Raw genomic sequence first — 20,707 nt, forward strand, 5'->3', positions numbered from 1 at the left:
CGAGAATTGCCGGGTGACCGGCGACCACTACTTCACCGCTCAGCCCACCAGCGACGCCCCGGCGCGCGAGGTCGAGTTCTCCGTCGCCGACCGCGACTACCGGCTCACCTCGGCCGGCGGGGTCTTCTCCGCCAGCCGGCTCGACCCGGGCACCGCGGTACTGCTGCGCAAGGCCGAGCTGCCCGCCGCCGACACCACCGGCGACCTGCTCGACCTCGGCTGCGGGTTCGGGCCGATCAGCTGCGTGCTGGCCGACCTCGCGCCCACCAGCACCATCTGGGCCGTCGACGTCAACGCCCGGGCCCGCGAGCTGACCGCCGCCAACGCGGCTCGGGTCGGCGCCGCCGACCGGGTCCGGGTCAGCGCGCCGGACGACGTTCCGGACGGCGTCCACTTCGCCCAGATCTGGTCGAACCCGCCCATCCGGATCGGCAAGGACGGGCTGCACGACCTGTTGCTGCGCTGGCTGCCCCGACTCGCCCCGGACGGCGTCGGCTGGTTGGTCGTCGCCCGCCACCTCGGCGGCGACTCGCTGCAACGCTGGCTCACCGAGCAGGGCTGGCAGGTCGAGCGGTACGCCAGCCAAAAGGGCTTCCGGGTGCTGCGCGTCACCCGGTAATTGGATGTACCCCCCGACCCTCGTTGGGGCAGGATCCCGGCGTGGGATACGTGGACGTGGCAGCGGTCGGGCACATCCTGCCCGACGGTCGGGAACTCTTCGCCGACGTGTCGTTCCGGGTCGGTGAGGGCAGCAAGGTCGCCCTGGTCGGGCCGAACGGCGCGGGAAAGACGACGCTGCTGAGGATGGTCGCCGGCGACCTGCCGGTACGCAGCGGCGTCGTCGCAAAGGCCGGCGGGCTGGGTGTGATGCGCCAGTTCATCGGCATGATCGGTGACGAGTCGACCCTCGCCGACCTGGCGTTGTCGCTGGCTCCGCCGGCGCTTCGCGACGCCGGCCGGCGGCTCGGCGAGACCGAGGCGGCCATGCGGGCGGCCGAGGCCCACGGCAAGTTCAGCAACGCAGCGGGCAAGGCCCAACTGGCGTACGCCGATGCGCTCGGCGCCTGGGGCGAGGCCGGCGGGTACGACGCCGAGGTGCTCTTCGACACCGTCGCGACCATCGTGCTCGGCAAGCCGTGGGACGCCGTACGGGACCGTCCGGTGCGTACCCTCTCCGGCGGCCAGCAGAAGCGCTTCGCCCTGGAGTTGCTGCTGCGCGGCCCGGACGAGGTGCTGCTGCTCGACGAACCGGACAACTTCCTCGACGTGCCCGGCAAGCGCTGGCTGGAGGCGCGACTGCGCGAGTCGGCGAAGTCGGTGCTCTACGTCTCGCACGACCGCGAGCTGCTGGCCCAGAGCGCCGACCGGGTGGTCGCCGTCGAGGGTGGTAGTGCCTGGGTGCACCCGGGCGGCTTCGCCAGCTGGCACGAGGCTCGGGTGGCTCGACACGCCCGCCTCGACGAGCTGCGTCGGCGCTGGGACGAGGAGCACCAGAAGCTGCGCGAGCTGATGCTGATGTACAAGCAGAAGGCCGCGTACAACGACGGGTTGGCCTCGCGTTACCAGGCCGCGCAGACCCGGTTGCGCAAGTTCGAGGAGGCCGGGCCGCCGCCCGTACCGCCGAAGGACCAGGACATCCGGATGCGGCTCAGCGGCGGGCGGACCGGCAAGCGAGCCGTCGTCTGCGAGCAGCTCGAGCTCGACGGCCTGACATTCCCCTTCGACCTGGAGATCTGGTACGGCGACCGGGTGGCGGTGCTCGGTGCCAACGGCACCGGCAAGTCGCACTTCCTGCGGCTGTTGGCCCGCGGCGGCACCGACCCGGACCCGGCGAACGGGCCGGTCGACGGCGCTGGCGCGCTCGCTCCGGTGACGCACGAGGGTACGGCCCGCCTCGGTGCCCGGGTCCGTCCCGGGCACTTCTCCCAGACCCACGACCGGCCGGAGCTGATGTCGAAGACGCTTGTCGAGATCCTCTGGCGGGGCGACGAGCACCGCACCGGGATGGACCGGCACGCGGCAATGGGTGTGCTCAGTCGCTACGAGCTGGCCGCGCAGGGCGACCAGCGCTTCGGCACGCTCTCCGGCGGGCAGCAGGCCCGGTTCCTGGTGCTGCTGTTGGAGCTGTCCGGGGCGACCCTGCTGCTGCTCGACGAGCCCACCGACAACCTCGACCTGGCCAGCGCCGAAGCGCTCGAAGCGGGCCTGAACGCTTTCGAGGGGACGGTGATCGCGGTCACCCACGACCGTTGGTTCACCCGCTCGTTCGACCGGTTCGTGCTGTTCCGAGGCGACAGCGAGGTGGTGGAGACCCCGGAACCGGTCTGGGACGTCGGGTGATCCCCACCGACCTGCCCGACCGCCTGTGCGCCGTCGAGGGGGTGGTCGCCGTGGCGCTCGGTGGCAGCCGGGCTCGCGGCGAGCACCGCCCCGACTCCGACTGGGACCTGGGCCTGTACTACAAGGGTGGGCTGGACCTGCCGGCGTTGCGGGCGGTAGCCGCGACGGTCGCCGATGACCCCGAAGTGGTGCTCACCGCCCCGGGTGGTTGGGGGCCCTGGGTCGACGGTGGTGGTTGGCTGCGAATCGGCGGGGTCGCCGTGGACTGGATCTACCGGGATCTCGACCGGGTGCACCGCGCCTGGGCGGACTGCCAGGTCGGCCGGTACGAGGTCGGCGTGCAGGCCGGGCACCCACTCGGTTTCTACTCGTCCGCCTACGTCGGCGAAGTGGCGCTGTGCCAGGTGCTGGCGGATCCGACCGGCCAGCTGACCCGGCTGAAGGAGCAGACCCGGGACTATCCGCCCGCGCTGGCCGACGCGCTGGTGGCCGGCGGCTGGGAGGCCGGTTTTCTGCTCACCGGCGCGGCCAAGGCCGCCGTCGGCGGAGACAGCGGGTACGTCGCCGGCTGCCTGTTCCGGACGATCGGGGTGCTCGCCCAGGTGTTGCACGCCCGGGCGGGCCGGTGGTTGGTCAACGAGAAGGGGATGATCGCCGCCGCAGGGCGGCTGCCCGGTTCCCCGCCGGACTTCGCGCAGCGGGCGCAGGCACTGCTCGGTGGCGTCGGCCGCAGCCCGGCCGAGTTGGCCGCGACCCTCAACGCCGCCCGTGAGCTGGTCACCGAGGTGGTCGGCTGAGCCGCCGCCGAGGTGGCCCGCACCGAGCGGGCATAGGGTGGATCTCGTGACTGACATGACCTATCGCCGGCTGGGCGACTCCGGGCTCGTGGTGTCCGTGGTCGGCATCGGCTGCAACAACTTCGGCCGCAAGCTCGACCTCGACGGCACCCGGGCGGTGGTGGACGCCGCGCTGGACGCCGGGATCACCCTGTTCGACACCGCCGACATCTACGGCGAGCCGCAGGGCAGCTCCGAGGAGCTGCTCGGCCAGGCGCTCAAGGGCCGCCGGGACGACGTGGTGGTGGCCACCAAGTTCGGCATGGACATGAACGGCCTCAACGGGCCGGACTACGGCGCGCGTGGTGCGCGGCGCTACATCGCCCGCGCTGTGGAGGCGTCGCTGCGCCGGCTCGGCACCGACCACATCGACCTGTACCAGATGCACGAGCCCGACCCGGGCACCCCGATCGACGAGACCCTCGCCGCGCTGGACGACCTGGTCCGCGACGGCAAGGTCCGCTACCTGGGCAACTCGAACTTCGCCGGCTGGCAGATCGCCGACGCGGACTGGGTCGCCTCGTCCAACGGTCGGTCCCGCTTCATCAGCGCGCAGAACCACTACAGCCTGGTGGAGCGCTCGGTGGAGGCCGAGGTGATCCCGGCGTGTGAGCGGTTCGGCCTCGGCATGCTGCCGTTCTTCCCGCTCGCCAACGGTCTGCTCACCGGCAAGTACAAGCGCGAGGCTCAGCCGCCGGCCGGCAGCCGGCTCTCCGGCGGTGGCCGGTACGCGGAGCGGCTCGCCGCAGCCGACTGGGACACCATCGAGGCGATCGAGGCGTACGCGGCCGAGCGGGGTCTGACGATGCTCCAGGTGGCGATCGGCGGGCTGGCCGCCCAGTCGGCGGTGACCTCGGTGATCGCCGGTGCCACCACGCCCGAACAGGTGCGGGCCAACGCTGCCGCCGGCGTCTGGGAGCCCAGCGACGACGATCTGGCGGCGCTGCGCGCCGTCCTCTGAGCGCGCCGAGGCGTGCGCGGGGCGCGCGCGGGGCGCGCGCTGCGTCGTGCGCCACCATGATCCACTCGCGTTCCTTGAAGTCGGGGTGACCTGCGGTCCGGGAAGCCCCGACTTCAAGGATGCCGAGTCGATCACCAGCCGATCGAACGACACCGGGCCGGGCCGCTCGTCGCGGCCCGGCCCGGTCCTGTGCATGGGCGCCGGAGCGCCGGTCTATCAGCTGGTGCGTCGGTCGGTCTAGCTGGTGCGGCGGCGGCCGAACAGCATGGCCACGCCCATGGCGGCGGCCACGAGCACGAGACCGGCCGCCGCGAACGGCCACCAGTCCGCTCCGCCGCCGTCCGCCGGCTCGGTCACCGCGACCGGCTTGGGCGCCGGCGGCGACTGCGCCGCCTTCGCCTGCACCGTGGCGGTGGCCTTGCTCTGAAGTGGAGCGGGGGAGCTCACCGACACCTTCCACGTGCCGGTGGAGAGCACCGGGCCGCTGCTGTAGAAACCCTGCCCCTCGGGCTGCGGTTCGAGCTGCACCGGCCCGACCCGCTGCCCGTCCGGGCCGGTGGCGGTGAGGACCAACCGCACCACCTGCTCCAGCCGGCGACCATCGGCGTAGGTGGCCTGGATGGTGACGCCCTGAGCCCCGTCGCCGGCCACGGTGAGTTTGAGCTTGTCGGCCTGTGCCGCCGGGGCGGCCTGAGCAGCCCGCGCCGCCGGGGCGGCCTGAGCGGCCTGCGCCGCCGCCGGGGCGGCGGCGGACAGGGTCACTGCCAGTCCGACGAACACGGCGGCCAGCACCTTGCGGATACCCGTCACGGACATCTCCTCCCTACCGATGAGGGAGGCCCCTCCCCGACGCCGCAGCGCCGGGGAGGGGCCTCGTCGGATCAGAGCTGACGACCGGGTGCCAGCCGGGTGGCATCGCCACCGAGCCGCCCGGTGCCCTTTACCGAGTCGCCGTCGTTCGCCTTGACCCCGGCCTTGCTGGCCGCGCCGCCGAGCCGAACGATCATGGCGTCGGCGTCCCGGATCAGGACGTCCCGGACCTCCGCCTCGGGCACCAGCGTGGCGTCGCTGGCGAGCGTCCGGAACGCGGTCAGCTGCCGGACGGCAGCCTTGTCGTCGCCGGCCGCCTCGGACGCGCGAACAGCGTCGAGCTTGTTCGACAGCTGCTTGTGCGCCTTGGTCGAGAGCCGCCCCGTCGCCTTGAACCGGTCCAGCAGACTCTGCATGTCCCGGAACGAGGTGGTGACGAAGAACCGGACCGTCGAGGTGGTCTTGTTGCCCGCCTTGTCGGTAGCGGTCACGGTCAGCTCGTGCAGGCCGAGCGACAGGTCGTACATGGCCTGCAGAGTGCCACTGGTGTACGCCTGGCCGTCGAGCTGACCGACCACGCTCGCGATGCCCGAGGTCGGGTCAACGGCCTGCCAGGCCACCCGGACGTCCTGGCTGTCGCCGTAGAGCTGGCCGTCGGCCAGCCCGGACACCAGCAGCGTCGGCTTGGTGCCGTCGATGCGCAGCACCGCCGACTTCAGCGTCTCGACGTTGCCCGCCTTGTCCGCCGAGCGGAACAGCAGCTCGTGCTGCCCGTCACCGGTGACCTCGATCGGCGTCGAGTACGGCGCCCACGCGCCACCGTCCAGCGACCACTCCACCGTCTTGACGCCGGAACCGGCGTCGGTGGCGGCCAGCACGACCGGGATCGTCCCGTTGTGCCAACCGGCGTCGTTCGCCGGAGCGAACGTCGCCGAGGTCACCGGCGCGGTGGCGTCGATCTTGACCGAGACGGTCTTGGTCGCCTCCACGTTGCCGGCCTTGTCCGTCGAGCGGAACCGGAGCTCGTGCTCGCCGTCCCCGCTGACCGCCACCGGAGCGGTGTACGCCGTCCAGGTGGTGGCCCCGTCCAGCTGGTACTCCGTACCGGCGAGTCCGCTACCGCCGGCCTCGTCGGCACCGGTGAGCGTGATCGTCACCGGCCCGGTGTGCCACCCGTCGGTCGGGGTGCCGGAAACCGCCGAAGTGGTCACCGGCGCCGTCTCGTCGGCCACCTTCGTGCTGAGCCGGAAGTAGTCGAACGAGGCAGTCTTCGACGCCGTCTGGTTGGCGCCGAGGGTGAACAGCCCGACCTTCGGGGTTGCCCCGACCGCGCTGTTGGTCAGCGCCGTCAACGCGGTCCAGGTCGTTCCGTCGGCCGAGTACGACGCGGTGAACGTGTCGCCCGTGCGGGCCAGCCGCAGGTGCCACACCGCCGAGGTCAGGTTGCCCGCCTCGGGCTGCGGGTTCTGGACCACCCCGGCGATCTCGCTGCGGAACTCGATCCGCCGCGTCACCGCCTGGCCGGCCTGGTTGTCCGCGATGAAGTCGAGCTTCAGGTAGTTGTCGTCGTCCGCCTGCACCAGCAGACCGGCCTGCTGGTACTGCTCGTTCAGCAGGCTGCCGTCGACCTTCGTCTCCAGGGTCCAGTCGCCGGACGGCGCGGTCTGGAGGATGAAGTTCTTCGGCCCGGTGTTGTCGGTGCCGTAGATGTCACCGTTGGGCACGTCGATCCGCAGCGCACCATCGGTGACCCGGTAACCGCTCGGGTCCTCCCGCGTCACGGCGTCCCACCGGCACTTGTCGAGCGTGCTGCCGGTGAACTCGTCCGACGGGTCGACCGGGCCGGCCGGAGCGTCCGGCGTGACCTGGAACGAGTCGAACGCGGCGTCGACAACCGGCGCCTCGGTGCCTCCGTTGAGCGCGAAGACCCCGATCCGCGGGTTGGTGATGCCGGCGAGCGCTGCCGAACGGCCGACCGGGGTGAAGGTCTGCCCGTCGCCCGAGGCGGACGCGGTCAGGTTCGTCCCGTCGCTGGTGATCCGCAGGTACACGGTGTCACCCGCCGGTGCGTTGGTGGCGTCGGCGGCCTCGTTGCGAGGCGTGGCCGCCGTCTCCCTGATGAACTCCACCCGACGGCTGCCGTTGTACAGCAGGTCCACCTTGGCGTAGTTGTCGTCGTCGCCGTACACCAGCAGGCCGGCCTGCTGGTAGTTGGCAGTCACCGGCAGGGTGACCTTGGTGGTCATCTCCCATGCGCCGGTCGGGGCCGCCTGGAGCACCAGGTTGGTGGCGTCGTTGCGAGCGCCGTAGAGGTCACCCACGCCGGTGGGCAGCCGCAGCGCACCGCCACTCTGCGAGTAGAGCTGGTTCTCCCGGACGACGCTGGTCCAGCGCTCCTTGTCGAGGCTGTTGCCGTTGAAGTCGTCCGAACGCGCCCCGAAGCAGGACGTGTCCGGCGCGTCGACCCGCACCGGCACCGTGGCGTACGACTTGGCGCCCTTGCTGTCGGTCACCGTGAGGGTGGCCGTGAAGGTGCCCGGGCTGGTGTAGGTGTGGCTGGCGTCCAGTGTGGTCGCCGAGCCTCCGTCACCGAAGTCCCAGGCGTACGTCAACGGGGTGTCGCCCTCGGCGTCGGTGGCCGTGCCGTCGAAGGCGACGGTGACCGGTGCGGTGCCGGTGGCCGGGGTGGCAGTGGCACTGACTGCTGGCGGCCCGTTCTCGGTGACACCGCGGCCGACGAAGTCCATCCAGTTGACGTTGAACAGCGAACCCGTTCCGCCGTTCGGATCGCGCGCCACGAAGTACAGCGAGCCGCTCGCGGCACCGGTGACCGGTGCGCTCACGTCCGTGTACGTCTGCCACGCGCCGGTCGACGGTACGACGGCCGTGGCGACCACCGGTCCGTCAACCGCACCGGCGTGGACCTCGATCCGACCGCCAGCGGCGGCGGAGGCGGCCCGGAACCGGATCTCGGTGATGTTGGTCAGGTTCGCCGGGGCGACCGACCACCAGTCACCGTCCTCGATGAACGCGATGCTCTGGCCGCCACCGGCGGTGTCGGCGCCGGCCTCCCGCTGCACGCCGGCGTCTCCGCCGCCGGTGCTCACCGGGGCACGCCCGGTGGCGGTGAAGTACTCGGCCTGCTTCTGCTTCGGCTGAAGGACCTCGATCTGCCGGCCGGTCAGGGCGCCGGCACCGCCGGCACCGCCCTCGTCGGTGTAGGTGGCCTCGAAGACCGCGAAGACGTTCGCCTCGGCGCCGTGCCCGGAGGCGAGCGACGTCTGGACGGTGCCGGTGCAGCCGGTGTGCTGCTCCAGCGGGTGGGCGTGCTCGTCGTGACCGAGCAGCACCTGCAGCCCCACCCGGTCGCAGTCGATCTCCCCGTCCTCGGGGTCGGTCACCTTGATGGTGTACCGGACCTGGTCGCCCCAGTTGAAGAACCCGCCGTCCGGCGGGAACTCGATGGCGACCGTCGGGGCGGTGTTGCCCACGGTGACCGGCACGTTGGCCACCGCCGTACGACCCTTGGGGTTGGTGACGGTGAGCTGGGCGGTGAAGTTGCCCGCCGTCGCGTACGTGTGGGTCGGGTTGGCCTCGGTCGAGGTCTGCCCGTCGCCGAACGTCCAGGCGTAGGTGAGCGTGCCACCGTCCGGGTCCCGGGAGCCGGCGCTGGAGAAGGTGACAGTCAACGGCGCCGGACCCGAGGTCGGGTTGGCGGACGCCGCCGCGATCGGGGCGCGGTCACCGGCGGTGTAGTCGATCCGGTAGACGCCCGAGTTGTCGTTGTTGCCGCCGAAGCCGCTGCCCCACTCGATCAGGTACAGCGCCCCGTCCGGGCCGAACTCGAAGTCCATCGGCCGGATCATGCTCATGCCGGTGAGCAGCTGGTTGATGTCCACCAACGACTTGCCGTCGGCGGTCACCTGCAGGGTGTACATCTTGTTCTGGTTCCACTCGCCGAGCAGAGCCTTGCCGTCGTAGTACGCCGGCCACTTGCGGTTCGAGTTGAGGTCGGCGTCGTAGCGGTAGACCGGGCCGCCCATCGGGGCGCCGCCGCCACCGATCTCCGGGTAACGCGCGTCACCGGCGTACCCGTAGTCGACTGTCGCCGGGACCACCGGCGGGAGGTTGGTCAGGCCGGTGTTGTTGGGCGAGTTGTTCACCGGCGCCGCGCAGTCGAACTTCGCGCCGCTCGGGCCGGACGGGAACGTGTAGTCGTTGTACGCCTCGTTCGTGCCCGTGCAGTACGGCCAGCCGTAGTTGCCCGGCGTGACGATGTTCCACTCGACCAGGCCGCGGGGGCCCCGGTTCGGGTTGTCCGTGTTGGCGTCCGGCCCGTAGTCGCCGACGTACAGCGTGTTGGTCTTCGGGTCGGTGCCGATCCGGAACGGGTTACGGAAGCCCATCGCGTAGATCTCGGGACGGGTCTTCTCGGTGCCCGGAGCGAAGAGGTTGCCCGACGGAACGGTGTACGTCCCGTCGTCCTCCGGGTGGATCCGGATCACCTTGCCGCGCAGGTCGTTCGTGTTCGCGGAGGTGCGCTGCGCGTCGTAGTCCTGGCGGCCCGCCCGCTCGTCGAGCGGCGAGTACGAGTTCGACTCGAACGGGTTGGTGTTGTCACCGGTGGCCAGGTAGAGGTTGCCGTCGCCGTCGAAGGTCATGCTGCCGCCGGCGTGGCAGCAGGTGTTGCGTTGGGTGTCGACCCGCAGCACCTGCTTCTCGCTGGCGAGGTTGATGGTGTCGCCGGTGACCGTGAAACGGGACAGCAGGTTGCGGGTGACCCCGTCGTTCGGGGCGTAGTACAGGTACACCCAGTTGTTTGTGGCGAAGTCCGGGTCGAGCCGGATGCCGATGAGACCGTCCTCGTTGCCGGTGAAGACGTCCAGGTCGACGGCGGTGACGGTGTTGCCGGTGTCCGGCTTCACGATCTGCACGCGACCGTCGCGCTCGATGTAGAACACCCGCCCGTCGGGGGCGATGTCCAACTCCATCGGGTTGCTGGTGTTGCTGTCCAGCGTGACCTTCTCGAAGTTCGAGGTCTTCGAGGCGCCGCAGTCGGCGTTCTCGACACCTGCCGCGGTGCGGATGCCGCCGAGCAGGTGGGAGAGGAACTCGGGCTCGGCGTACGACTCCCGGGTGTGCCCCAGGCCCGTGTACCAGGAGCGGCCACCGTCGTAGTCCTGACACCAGGCGACCGGGTGGTCCGCGCCCATCGCACCGGCGCCGGGGGTGTAGCTCTTCTCGTCCAGGCTGGCCAGCACGTGGACGTCCGGTCGGGGGTTGGTCTGGTAGTTGTACCACTCGTCGAACCGGGACCAGCGGTCCGGCAGACCGGCAGTGGACGGGTGGGCGTGGTCCTCCACCTTGACGGTGGCCTGCTGGTTCTGCGGGTGGTTGGCGAAGTACGCGCCGACCAGGTCGCCGTACCAGGCCCAGCTGTACTCGGTGTCCGACGCGGCGTGGATGCCGACGTAACCGCCGCCGGCCTTCACGTAGCGCTCGAACGCCGCCTGCTGGTCGGCGTTGAGCACGTCACCGGTGGTGGAGAGCCAGATCACCGCCTTGTACTTCGCCAGGTTGGCGTCGTTGAATGCGGCGCCGTCCTCGGAGTTGTCAACGGTGAATCCGTTGGCCACGCCGAGCTGCTGGATGGCGGCGATGCCGGTGGGGATGGAGTCGTGCCGGAAGCCGGCGGTCTTGGAGAAGACGAGGACGGAGAAGGGATCGGCTGCGGCCTTTGGCGCCTTCGGCGCCACCTGGCTGACCGGGGCTGCGGCTTTCGCATCCCGTGGGGGGACCTGGGCGGCCGCCTGGGCGGGCGCGCCGAACAGGGTGGTCGAGGCCATGGCCAGGGAGATCAGGGTTGCGGTGATGGGTAAACGGGCACGACGAGAACGGGACACGCCGCCTCCTGTGTCGTAGTGACAGAGATCGCGGGAGTCGGCTCGCCGAAGGCCGTCCCTGATGGAGCCGGTGGTCACACCCTGCCAAGGTGCCTCCACCGACATTTTGTCGAATCGCTGAACAAATTAATTCGGCTGGCTCGATGTCGGGCAAGATGCGGACGGGTAACGGTTCTGCAACGGGGGGCGACATTCCGAACAGGACCGTATGAAGTGCCCCATTGGATCTCGGTCGTTTTGGCGTGGCCCGGTCGCCGGTCGCCGCCGACCCCGCGCCTTGGCAGGCCGGCCGATCTGTCGTACGGTGACACGCAAGTAACCCACGGGAGCCCGGTGTACCGGGCTGAGAGGGGGGCTGACAGCCCCCGACCGTTGAACCTGATCCGGGTAATGCCGGCGCAGGGAGGAGCGTTGCCGTGCCGTCCCTGGGGCGATTGCATCTCATCACCGACACCCGAGAAGGTCGCGACCCACTCGCCGTGGTTCGCGCCGCCCTCACAGTGGCCCACGCCGAGCTGGTGGTGCAGGTCCGGGTCGAGGATTCCGCCACCGACCGCGAGGCGTACGACCTGACCCGGCGGGTGCTCGCGCTCTGCGCGTCGTACGGGGCGACCTGCCTGGTCAACGACCGGCTGCACGTGGCGCTGGCGGTGGGCGCCGCCGGTGGGCACGTCGGCGCCGACGACCTGCCGGTCGCCGCCGCCCGCCGGGTGCTCGGCCCCACCGGCGTGTTGGGCGCCACCGCCCGCGCCCCGCTTACGGCGAGCGAGGCCGTCGCGGCGGGCGCCAGCTACCTCGGCGTCGGGCCCTGTCACACCACCAGCACCAAGACCGGCCTGCCGGACCCCATCGGGCCCGCCGGGGTACGCGCCGTCGTCGACGCCGTCGACGTCCCGGTCATCGCAATCGGCGGAGTGACCGCCGCCCGGGTGCCGGCGCTGCGGGCCGCCGGAGCGTACGGGGTGGCGGTGGTCGGTGCCGTCTCCGCCGCAGCCGACCCGGCACGGGCGACCGCCGAGCTGATCGAGGCCCTGACGTGCTGACCGGCCGGTCCCCGTCACCGCCGTCGAGCGACCGGGTCCGGCCGGACGTGGCAGTGGTGGGGGCGGGGCCGATCGGGCTGGCGATCGCCTGGCGTTGCGCCGCGCGCGGACTGCGGGTGGCGGTGCACGATCCGGCGCCCGGGTCGGGGGCGTCGGCGGTGGCCGCCGGCATGCTCTCCCCGGTCGCCGAGGCGTACTTCGGTGAGCGGCAACTGACCGGGTTGCTGCTGGCGTCCGCGGCCCGCTGGCCGGCGTTCGCCGCCGAGCTGACCGAGACGACCGGAGTCGAGATCGGCTACCGGACCGAGGGCACACTGATGGTCGGGCTCACCGGCGACGACCTGGCCGAGGCGCGCCGGCTGTGGGCGTACCAGCAGGGGTTGGGTCTGCCCGTGACGCCGCTGCGCCCCAGCGAGCTGCGCGACAGCGAACCGGCGCTCGCCCCACGGGTGCGCGGCGGCGCGCTCGCGCCCACCGACCATCAGGTCGACCCGCGGCTGCTGGTGCCGGCGCTGCGCACGGCCGCGCAGCGGGCCGGAGCGGTGCTCGTGCCGCAGCCGGTCCGGTCGTTGTCCGATGTGGACGCGTCGGTCACAGTGGTCGCCGCCGGCTGCGGGGCCGCAGCGCTCACCGGCCTGCCCGTGCGGCCGGTGAAGGGTCAGATCCTCCGGCTCCGCGCGCCCGACGGCGTCGCGCCGGGCTTCCGGCACGTGATCCGGGGGTACGCCGACGGCGAGCACGTCTACCTGGTGCCCCGCGCCGACGGTGAGGTGGTGCTCGGCGCGACTGTCGAGGAGCGCTCGGACACCACTGTCACCGCCGGCGCCGTGCAACGGCTGCTGCGCGCCGGGGTGGACCTGCTGCCCGAACTGGCCGAGTACGACCTGGTCGAGGCGGTCGCCGGGCTGCGTCCGGGCACCCCTGACAACGCGCCGATCCTCGGGCCGTTGCCCGACCGACCGGACGTCCTGGCCGCCACCGGGCACCACCGGCACGGCATCGTGCTCACCCCGATCACCGCCGACCTGATCGCCGACCTGGTGCTCGGCTGCGTACCCGACCCGCTGCTCGCGCCCTTCCGGGCCGACCGCTTCGGCGGTGCCGCGGTGGCCGTGTCGGGCGGACCTGAACCGACGTTGGAGGGGGACCTGTGGAGTTGACTGTGAACGGGGCCGGGCGCAGCGTCGCCGCCGGCGCGTCAGTGGCGGACCTGGTCCGCGACATCGTGGCGCACCCGCGCGGGGTGGCTGTCGCTGTCAACGGCGAGGTGGTGCCCCGGACCGGCTGGCCGGCCCGGGCACTGCGCGACGGTGACCGGGTCGAGGTGCTCACCGCGGCGCAGGGCGGGTGAGCGGCGTGACCTTCGAACTGGGTGGGGAGACCTTCACCTCACGGCTGATCCTCGGCACCGGCGGCGCCTCGAACCTGCACGTCCTGGAGCAGGCGATCCGGGCGTCCGGCACCGAGCTGGTCACGCTGGCGCTGCGCCGCGTGGGCACGGCGCCGGGCTCCACCGGTGGGCTGCTGGAGCTGCTGGACCGGTGCGGCGTACGCCTGCTGCCGAACACCGCCGGCTGCCACACCGCCACCGAGGCGGTGAAGGTGGCCCGGTTGGCCCGGGACGCGTTCGACACCGACTGGGTGAAGCTGGAGGTGATCGGCGACGAGCGGACGCTGCTGCCCGACGGGGTGGAGCTGCTCCGCGCCGCCGAGGAGTTGGTCGCCGACGGCTTCACTGTGCTGCCGTACACCAGCGACGACCCGGTGCTCGCCCGTCGCCTCGCCGACGTGGGCTGCGCCGCGGTGATGCCGGCCGGCTCCCCGATCGGTTCGGGGCTCGGCATCGGCAACCCGCACCACATTCGACTCATCCGGCAGGGTGTGGACGTGCCGGTGATCCTCGACGCCGGCATCGGCACCGCGTCCGACGCGGCGCTGGCCATGGAGCTGGGCTGTGACGGGGTGCTGCTGGCGAGTGCTGTCACCCGGGCGGCCGACCCGGTGGCGATGGCCACCGCGATGCGGTACGCGGTCGAGGCGGGCCGACTGGCGGCCCAGGCCGGCCGGATCGAGCGCCGCTTCCACGCGCTCGCCTCCACCCCCGACGAGGGAAGACCCGAGCTGTGACCCCGCCGTCCGGGGTTGTCGTGTTGACCGACCGGCTCGTCGCGCGGTGCGGGCTCGACCGAGTGGTGGCGGGAGCCGTGGCCGGGGGAGTGCGCTGGGTGGTGCTGCGGGAGAAGGACCTGCCGCGCGCCGAACGCGCCGCCCTCGCCGCCGACCTGCGCGCGATCCTCGCCGACGTTGGCGGAACCCTCATCGTGGCCGGCCCCGACCCGCTCGGCGGCGACGCCGTGCACCTGCCCGCCGCCGGCCCGTACCCGCCGCCAACCCACGGCCTGGTCGGCCGTTCCTGCCACCACCAACCCGAGCTGGACCGCCTGACCACCGAGCACTACGCCACCATCTCCCCGATCTGGCCCACGAAGACAAAACCGGGTTACGGCCCACCCCTGGGACCGGACGGCCTGCGAAAGCTTGTCGAGACCAGCCCCGTGCCGCTGCTGGCCCTCGGCGGAGTGGAAACGCCAGACCACGTAACCGCCTGCGTCGAGGCGGGAGCCGCCGGGGTGGCAGTGCTCGGCGCACTCATGCGAGCCAAAGACCCCACCGAAACAGCCGCCACCCTGACCAGCGCCTATGTCGAGGCGGTCACCCCTGAGCTGACCCAAACCCGGCGCGGTGTCACCCAGGTCTCCCCTGTGCTGACCCAAACCCGGCGCGGGGTCACCCAGGTCTCCACGTCAGGGCTGCGGCCGACCGTGCCCACGCAGGGATCAAGCCTGACCGCCCGGAGTGGACACGGTCGGCCGCAGCCCCCAACCGCAACCAAAGGCCAGGGAAAATGACCCCGCGAACACTGCTGACAATCGCCGGCTCGGACTCCGGTGGCGGCGCAGGCATCCAGGCCGACCTCAAGGTCTTCGCCGCGCTGGGCGCGTACGGCACCAGCGTCCTCACGGCGGTCACCGCGCAGAACACCAGGGGTGTCGACGCGGTGCTGCCGCTGCCCCCGCGCACCGTCACCGAGCAGTTGGACAGCGTGCTCACCGATTTCACCGTCTGCGCCGTGAAGACGGGGATGCTCGGCACCCCGGCGATCGCGGACGTGGTGGCCGAGGCCGCCCGGGACGGCCGGCTGCCTCACCTCGTCGTCGACCCGGTGCTCGTCGCCACGAGCGGTCACCGGCTCGGCGTGGTGGGCGCTGTGGAGCGGCTGCTGCCGTACGCCACTGTGGCGACCCCGAACTGTGCGGAGGCCGCGGCGATCACCGGACGCCCGGTGGACGACGTGGCCGCGATGGTCGTGGCCGCCGAGGCCCTGGTGGCCGGCGGCCCGGAGTACGTGGTGGTCACGGGCGGTGACCTAGACGGGGGCGAGGCGGTCGACGTGCTGCACGGCGGCGGCGTCACCACGGTGTTGCGCGCACCCCGGGTGACCACCCGGCACACCCACGGCACCGGGTGTTCGTTCTCGGCGGCGATCGCGGTGCGGCTCGGTCTGGGCGATCCGGTGCCGGCCGCCGTGGGGGCCGCCAAGGAGTACGTGCTCCGTGCGCTGACCGGCGCGCGGGGCTGGGAGCTGGGCGCGGGGCGTGGGCCGCTGAACCACTTCGGCTGGTCCGCTTGATCACCAGGGAGGCTGTCATGCACGCACGAGGCAAGGTGTACGTCGAGGGTTCGCGGCCGGATGTCCGGGTGCCGTTCGCGGAGGTGGGGCTGACCGGGGACCTGCCGCCGGTGCGGCTCTACGACACGTCCGGCCCTGGTTCGGACCCGGAGGTGGGGCTGCCGCCGCTGCGCGGGCCGTGGATCGCCGAGCGGGGCGACGTGGCCCCGGTGCGGGGTGCGGGCACCCCACTCGCCGGGGTGGACGGTCGTCGGCCCACCCAGCTCGCGTACGCGCGGGCCGGTGTGGTGACGCCGGAGATGGAGTTCGTGGCGATCCGGGAGAACGTCGACCCGGAACTCGTGCGGGCCGAGATCGCCGCCGGTCGGGCGGTGCTTCCGCTCAACGTCAACCACCCGGAGTGCGAGCCGGCGATCATCGGTAAGGCGTTCCTGGTCAAGGTGAATGCCAACATCGGCACCTCGGCGGTCAGCTCGTCGGTCGCGGAGGAGGTGGAGAAGCTGACCTGGGCCACCCGCTGGGGCGCGGACACCGTGATGGACCTGTCCACTGGTAAGCGGATCCACGAGACCCGTGAGGCGATCGTGCGGAACTCGCCGGTGCCGATCGGGACGGTGCCGATCTACCAGGCGTTGGAGAAGGTCGGCGGCGACCCGGTGAAGTTGAGCTGGGAGGTGTTCCGGGAGACAGTGATCGAGCAGGCCGAGCAGGGCGTGGACTACATGACAGTGCACGCCGGGGTGCTCCTGCCGTACGTGCCGCTGGCAGTGGACCGGGTGACCGGGATCGTGTCCCGCGGCGGTTCGATCATGGCGGCGTGGTGCCTGGCGCATCACGAGGAGAACTTCCTCTACACGAACTTCGAGGAATTGTGCGCGCTGCTCGCGCGCTACGACGTGACGTTCTCCCTCGGCGACGGGCTGCGCCCCGGGTCGATCGCCGACGCCAACGACGAGGCGCAGTTCGCCGAGCTGCGCACTCTCGGTGAGCTGACGAAGATCGCCTGGGCGTACGACGTCCAGGTGATGATCGAGGGCCCCGGTCACGTACCGATGCACAAGATCAAGGAGAACGTGGACCTCCAGCAGGAGTGGTGCCACGAGGCACCCTTCTACACGCTAGGTCCGCTGACCACCGACATCGCGCCCGCGTACGACCACATCACCTCGGCGATCGGCGCCGCGATGATCGGCATGTTCGGCACCGCGATGCTCTGCTACGTCACACCGAAGGAGCACCTCGGCCTGCCGGACCGGGACGACGTGAAGGCGGGCGTGATCGCGTACAAGATCGCGGCACACGCGGCGGACCTGGCCAAGGGGCACCCCGGCGCGCAGGCCTGGGACGACGCCCTGTCGAAGGCGCGGTTCGAGTTCCGCTGGGAGGATCAGTTCAACCTCTCGCTGGACCCGGAGACGGCGCGCTCGTACCACGACGCGACCCTGCCGGCCGAGCCGGCGAAGACCGCGCACTTCTGCTCGATGTGTGGCCCGAAGTTCTGCTCCATGAAGATCACCCAAGAGCTCAAGGAGTACGCGGCGCGCGGCATGAAGGACAAGTCGGAGGAGTTCGTCTCCGGCGGGAGCCGGGTCTACCTACCGCTCGCCTGACCCCTCGCGGGGTGATTGATCGACTCGGGTTCATTGATGTCGGGGTGTCCGGCGGTGTGGGAAAGCCCGGTATCCGTGAACCCGAGTCGATCAAGCGACCGGTCGGTGTGCCTGTGCGCTGCGTGGTGGAGTCGGTCGCGGTGGGTCGGTCGCGGTGGGTCAGTCGCGGTGGTGTCGACCGGTGGAGCGCAACGACCGGCGGCCGTTCTCCTGCTCAGGCTCGTTGTCCGACACCGGCTTGCTCAGACCGGCGACCCAGTCGACGAATTCCTCGTCCTGGGACGCCAGCGGCTCGGCTTCATCCGATGTCTTCGGGCTCTCCTCGTCGGCGCGGGACCGGTTGCGGCGGAACAGCCCACCGAGCCGCCCTCGCCGGGAGGGCTGTTCCGCCACCTTCGGGTGCGTCGGTTTTGCCGACGTGGTGTCGGTAGGCGCCACATCGCCGGTGCCGGTGCCGGTGCCGCTGTCGGTGGTGGCACTGGTGGCGGCGGCACCGGAGGGCGCGCCCAGCGTGCCCGGGAACTCTCCCGCAGCCGGGTGTGCGACCGGAGCTGTCGTCTCGCCGGCTTCGGTCGGCGCTGTCCGTGCCGTCGAACCGTCCTGCGGTTCCGCCGACCCGCGGCGCCGTGAGGTGTCGAACGCGTTCCAGGTGCCGGCCCGGCTCAGGTCCGGCAACGGTGCCCGATGCCGGGGTCTGGGCGTCGGCCCGGTCGGCGCGTCGGGCCTGCTCGACCCCTCCGACGCCGTTGCCTCCGGCTCGGAGGCCTGCGGTGGCACCGTCCACGTCGAGGTGACCGGCCAGGCCGACGGCGCGGGTGTCCACCGGTCCGCGTCCGGGTCATTGGCGGCGGTGGCCCCGAACAACCCGGCGGCGGGAACGTCCCCGGCGGCGGGCCGCGCGCTGTCGGTGTCACGAGCCCCGGCTATTGCGGAATCGCTGGTCGGGGAGGTCGTGTCGGCCCGTGCTGCCTTGCTGCCCGTGCCGGCCTTCGGGGCGAGCGGGATGGCTTCCGCGCCACCCTGGCCGGCCGCGGTGCTCGGCGCCGCCGCTGCTCGCGTCGCGCCGGTTTCGGTGGCCGGTGCTGGTGCCGACCCACCCACGGTGGTTGCTGCTGGTGTCGTCCCGGTCCCGGTCCCGGTGCTCGGGATCGGTGTGGCGTCGGTTGCCGTGGTCGCAGGCTCCGGGTTGGCCGGCACCTGCGACGTGCCGTTTCCGGCGGTCGTCGAGGCAGCCGGTGCTCGCTTCGAGCCGGTGGCGGGGGTGGCAGGTGCTCGCTTGGCGCCGGTAGCGGTGATCCGGGTTGCTGCCGTGTCGGAGGCAGCAGCCGAGGCGACCTCGGCGGTCGAACTCGACAGCTCACTCAGGCTTCCCGGGCTGGGCGCCGGAGTGTCGGTGGCCGCGTCGGAGGCGGTGCTGGCGGCGGACCTGCCCGGCCGGGTGCCCTTCGTGGCTCGGCCAGTGGTCGTCCCGCTGGTGGTCGTTGCTTCGGTGGCCGTCTCGCGGGTGGTCGTTGCGCGAGTGGTCGTTGCGCTGGCGGTCGTCTCGCTGATGGTTGCCGAACCGGTAGGGGACGTGTCGTCAGCCACGTCGGAGGCGGTGGCGTCCGGGTTGGCTTTCGACTTACGGCCGCGTCGCGGCTTGATCGTCAGCGGCGCCTCGGGCGTGCCGTGGTCGGCATTGCCCGCGCTGCTCGCCTCCGTGCCCGTGCCTGACCCCGTACCCGTCGAGGCCGTGGCGGCGGGACTGGGAGCGTCCGAGCCGGTCGGGGCTGCGCTGGCCGCCTCGGTGCCATTGCCCGTGCTGGTCGGAGCCGCGCTGGTCGGAGTCGCGCTGGTCGCGGCGGCGCTGGTCGCGGCGGCGCTGCTCCGGGCCGTGCTGCCGGTCGCGTCCGAGGTGGTCGGCGCGCTGGTTGCGTCCGCGCTGGTTGCGGCCGCGCTGGTCGTGCCGGAACCGGGTGCACCCGTGCCGCTCGGAGTGGCGGCGGACTTGCGGGTGGTGCGCCCACCGGTCGGCCTGCCACTGGTCGCCATGCTGCCGCTCGTGTCCGTCGCGGTGCTGCCTGTCGGCTCGTCGACTGCTCGGCCGCCCGTCGGGGTCGCGGCGTCGGCGCGTCCGGCCGTGGTGCCGGTCGCGGTGGCGTCGCTGGCGTTGCTGACGTTGGTGCCGGTCGAGGGCTCGGTAGTGGTCAGGACATCATCCTGACGCGGGGGCGTCTGCCCTGCGGCGGTGAACTCACCTGTCGGCGCGGTCAGCCAGGCTGCGGGCTGTGTCGGGGCGGCGGGGTTCGGGGCGGCGGGAGTCGCAGTCGTGGGAGCCGGACCGTGTTGTCCGCTCGCGGTCGTCTCCGGCCAGTCCCAGTGGGCCGGGACGGTGCGTACGGCATCGGGGTCGCCCGTCGCCCACGGACCGGCAACGACGCCGGCGGGCTTCGTGCCGGTGGCCAGCTCGGCGTTTGTCGTCTCCGTGTCGGTGCGCTCGGCACCGTCCCGGTCGTTCGCCGCGCTGTCCCGGTCGTTCGCCGCGCCGGGCAGTGCCGGGCCGGCGGGCAGCGGGCGCAGGATGGCGGTGGGCTCGATCGCCTGCGGATCGGCGGTACGGGTGCCCGTCGGCCAGCGCAGCAGCGCGGCGGCGGCCGCGCCGAGCGCTCCGGCGAGGATCGCGATCAACGAGCCGTAGTAGGGGGCGGTCTGGTAGCGGTCCACCGCGTCGCCCGGACCGGCGGTCAGGTAGGCGAACGCCACCAGCACCGGACCGGCCACCCCGGTGGCCCCGCTGACCAGTGGAGCCTGGCCCCGCGAGCGAGCCAGCCCGGCGGTCGCCGCGCCGGCCAGCAGCGCCACGATGGGCAGCAGGAGCAGCGCCAGCCGCTGTGCGGCGGCGTCGTCGAGCCAGCTCGGCTCCAGTACGCCGAGCCGGACGGTCGGCAGTGGGCCGGCCGTGCCGAGCGACGGTAGGACGGAGATCAGCGCGAGCAGCCAGACCACGCCGGCCACGACCGCCATGTTCCACCCCAGCTCGGGCCGGAACAGGACGGCGATCGCCGCGCCCGCCCCGATCACCGCACCGACCATGGCGCAGATGCCCACCGCCCAGACCGGGTCGACGGAGATCAGCTCCGCGGCGCGGGCGGGCTGCATGCAGAGCGGGGCGATGACCGTGGCGCCGAGCGCTGCCGCGCCGCCGACCGCCAACTGCCGGCCGGTGCTGGCCGCCGGGGCGTCGCGGTGAGCGAGGCGTCCGGTCAGGACGGCACCGGCGACGGCTGCGTTCGCGGCGAACCAGCCCACCCAGACGAGCTGGGCCGGCCACTGGTTGACTGTCGTGCCGGTGAATGCGCCGGTCAGGCGGACGATGCCGAAACCGTACGCGACGCCGAGCTGGCCGGCTCCGGCCAGCACGCTCACCCCGAGCGCCGTGAGCAGCAGTCTGCCCCAGGTCCGAAAGGCCATGTCCGGCACGTTACGCACCTGGTACACCCGATCGCCACCGGCGCGCCGCGCGGCACGCCGGTG

The 20,707-nt window shown here is 72.1% G+C and carries 14 protein-coding genes and 1 riboswitch; of the genes, 11 read left to right on the forward strand and 3 right to left on the reverse strand.

The annotated features are described in order from the left end of the window. Nucleotides 1-13: 13 nt before the first annotated feature. The 4 genes from OG598_RS30655 to OG598_RS30670 are packed head-to-tail and all read left to right on the forward strand — an operon-like array spanning nucleotide 14 to nucleotide 4,137. Nucleotides 14-619 (forward strand): class I SAM-dependent methyltransferase, encoded by a 606-nt coding sequence (locus OG598_RS30655; RefSeq protein ID WP_328652112.1) that lies wholly within the window; start codon nucleotides 14-16, stop codon nucleotides 617-619. Nucleotides 620-660: 41 nt separating this feature from the next. Then, nucleotides 661-2,340, forward strand: a complete 1,680-nt coding sequence (locus tag OG598_RS30660) for an ABC-F family ATP-binding cassette domain-containing protein (RefSeq protein ID WP_328652113.1) — start codon at nucleotides 661-663, stop codon at nucleotides 2,338-2,340. Next, on the forward strand, nucleotides 2,337-3,137 hold the full coding sequence (locus OG598_RS30665) for a nucleotidyltransferase domain-containing protein (RefSeq protein WP_328652114.1): 801 nt from the start codon (nucleotides 2,337-2,339) through the stop codon (nucleotides 3,135-3,137). Before OG598_RS30660 ends, OG598_RS30665 begins: the two co-directional genes overlap by 4 nt. 37 nt (nucleotides 3,138-3,174) lie before the next feature. Further along, a complete protein-coding gene (locus tag OG598_RS30670; protein ID WP_328652115.1) occupies nucleotides 3,175-4,137 on the forward strand; it encodes an aldo/keto reductase in 963 nt (320 codons plus the stop codon). A 237-nt stretch (nucleotides 4,138-4,374) separates the two neighbouring features. Here OG598_RS30670 and OG598_RS30675 read toward each other — a convergent pair whose 3' ends face one another. Together OG598_RS30675 and OG598_RS30680 are read right to left on the reverse strand one after the other, a co-directional pair. Beyond that, a complete protein-coding gene (locus OG598_RS30675) occupies nucleotides 4,375-4,953 on the reverse strand; it encodes a hypothetical protein (RefSeq protein ID WP_328652116.1) in 579 nt (192 codons plus the stop codon). Between the two features lie 65 nt (nucleotides 4,954-5,018). Further along, nucleotides 5,019-10,850, reverse strand: coding sequence for a ThuA domain-containing protein (locus OG598_RS30680; RefSeq protein ID WP_328652117.1), 5,832 nt, complete (start codon nucleotides 10,848-10,850; stop codon nucleotides 5,019-5,021). 312 nt (nucleotides 10,851-11,162) lie between these two features. Then, nucleotides 11,163-11,272, forward strand: a riboswitch (TPP riboswitch). Here OG598_RS30680 and thiE point away from each other — a divergent pair. The 7 genes from thiE (at nucleotide 11,267) to thiC (ending at nucleotide 17,194) form a co-directional block, all read left to right on the forward strand. Next, on the forward strand, nucleotides 11,267-11,893 hold the full coding sequence (gene thiE / locus OG598_RS30685; protein WP_328652118.1) for a thiamine phosphate synthase: 627 nt from the start codon (nucleotides 11,267-11,269) through the stop codon (nucleotides 11,891-11,893). (Overlaps the previous riboswitch by 6 nt.) Beyond that, nucleotides 11,887-13,053, forward strand: a complete 1,167-nt coding sequence (gene thiO / locus OG598_RS30690) for a glycine oxidase ThiO (protein WP_442931414.1) — start codon at nucleotides 11,887-11,889, stop codon at nucleotides 13,051-13,053. Before thiE ends, thiO begins: the two co-directional genes overlap by 7 nt. After that, a complete protein-coding gene (gene thiS, locus OG598_RS30695) occupies nucleotides 13,044-13,244 on the forward strand; it encodes a sulfur carrier protein ThiS (RefSeq protein ID WP_238667543.1) in 201 nt (66 codons plus the stop codon). Before thiO ends, thiS begins: the two co-directional genes overlap by 10 nt. Further along, complete coding sequence (locus OG598_RS30700; protein WP_328652119.1) at nucleotides 13,241-14,020, forward strand: thiazole synthase; 780 nt, start codon at nucleotides 13,241-13,243, stop codon at nucleotides 14,018-14,020. Before thiS ends, OG598_RS30700 begins: the two co-directional genes overlap by 4 nt. Then, nucleotides 14,017-14,802: a thiamine phosphate synthase gene (locus OG598_RS30705; RefSeq protein ID WP_442931415.1), complete on the forward strand. Its 786-nt coding sequence runs from the start codon at nucleotides 14,017-14,019 to the stop codon at nucleotides 14,800-14,802. The genes OG598_RS30700 and OG598_RS30705 overlap by 4 nt, the downstream gene beginning before the upstream one ends. After that, nucleotides 14,799-15,584, forward strand: coding sequence for a bifunctional hydroxymethylpyrimidine kinase/phosphomethylpyrimidine kinase (gene thiD, locus OG598_RS30710; RefSeq protein WP_328652120.1), 786 nt, complete (start codon nucleotides 14,799-14,801; stop codon nucleotides 15,582-15,584). Before OG598_RS30705 ends, thiD begins: the two co-directional genes overlap by 4 nt. A gap of 17 nt (nucleotides 15,585-15,601) precedes the next feature. Continuing rightward, nucleotides 15,602-17,194: a phosphomethylpyrimidine synthase ThiC gene (gene thiC, locus OG598_RS30715; protein ID WP_145790332.1), complete on the forward strand. Its 1,593-nt coding sequence runs from the start codon at nucleotides 15,602-15,604 to the stop codon at nucleotides 17,192-17,194. A gap of 159 nt (nucleotides 17,195-17,353) precedes the next feature. Here the strand turns inward: thiC and OG598_RS30720 are convergent, their stop codons facing one another. Next, nucleotides 17,354-20,644 (reverse strand): hypothetical protein, encoded by a 3,291-nt coding sequence (locus tag OG598_RS30720; RefSeq protein ID WP_328652121.1) that lies wholly within the window; start codon nucleotides 20,642-20,644, stop codon nucleotides 17,354-17,356. Between the last annotated feature and the right edge of the window lie 63 nt (nucleotides 20,645-20,707).

The organism is Micromonospora sp. NBC_00330, assembly GCF_036136635.1.
GTDB lineage: Bacteria > Actinomycetota > Actinomycetes > Mycobacteriales > Micromonosporaceae > Micromonospora > Micromonospora salmantinae.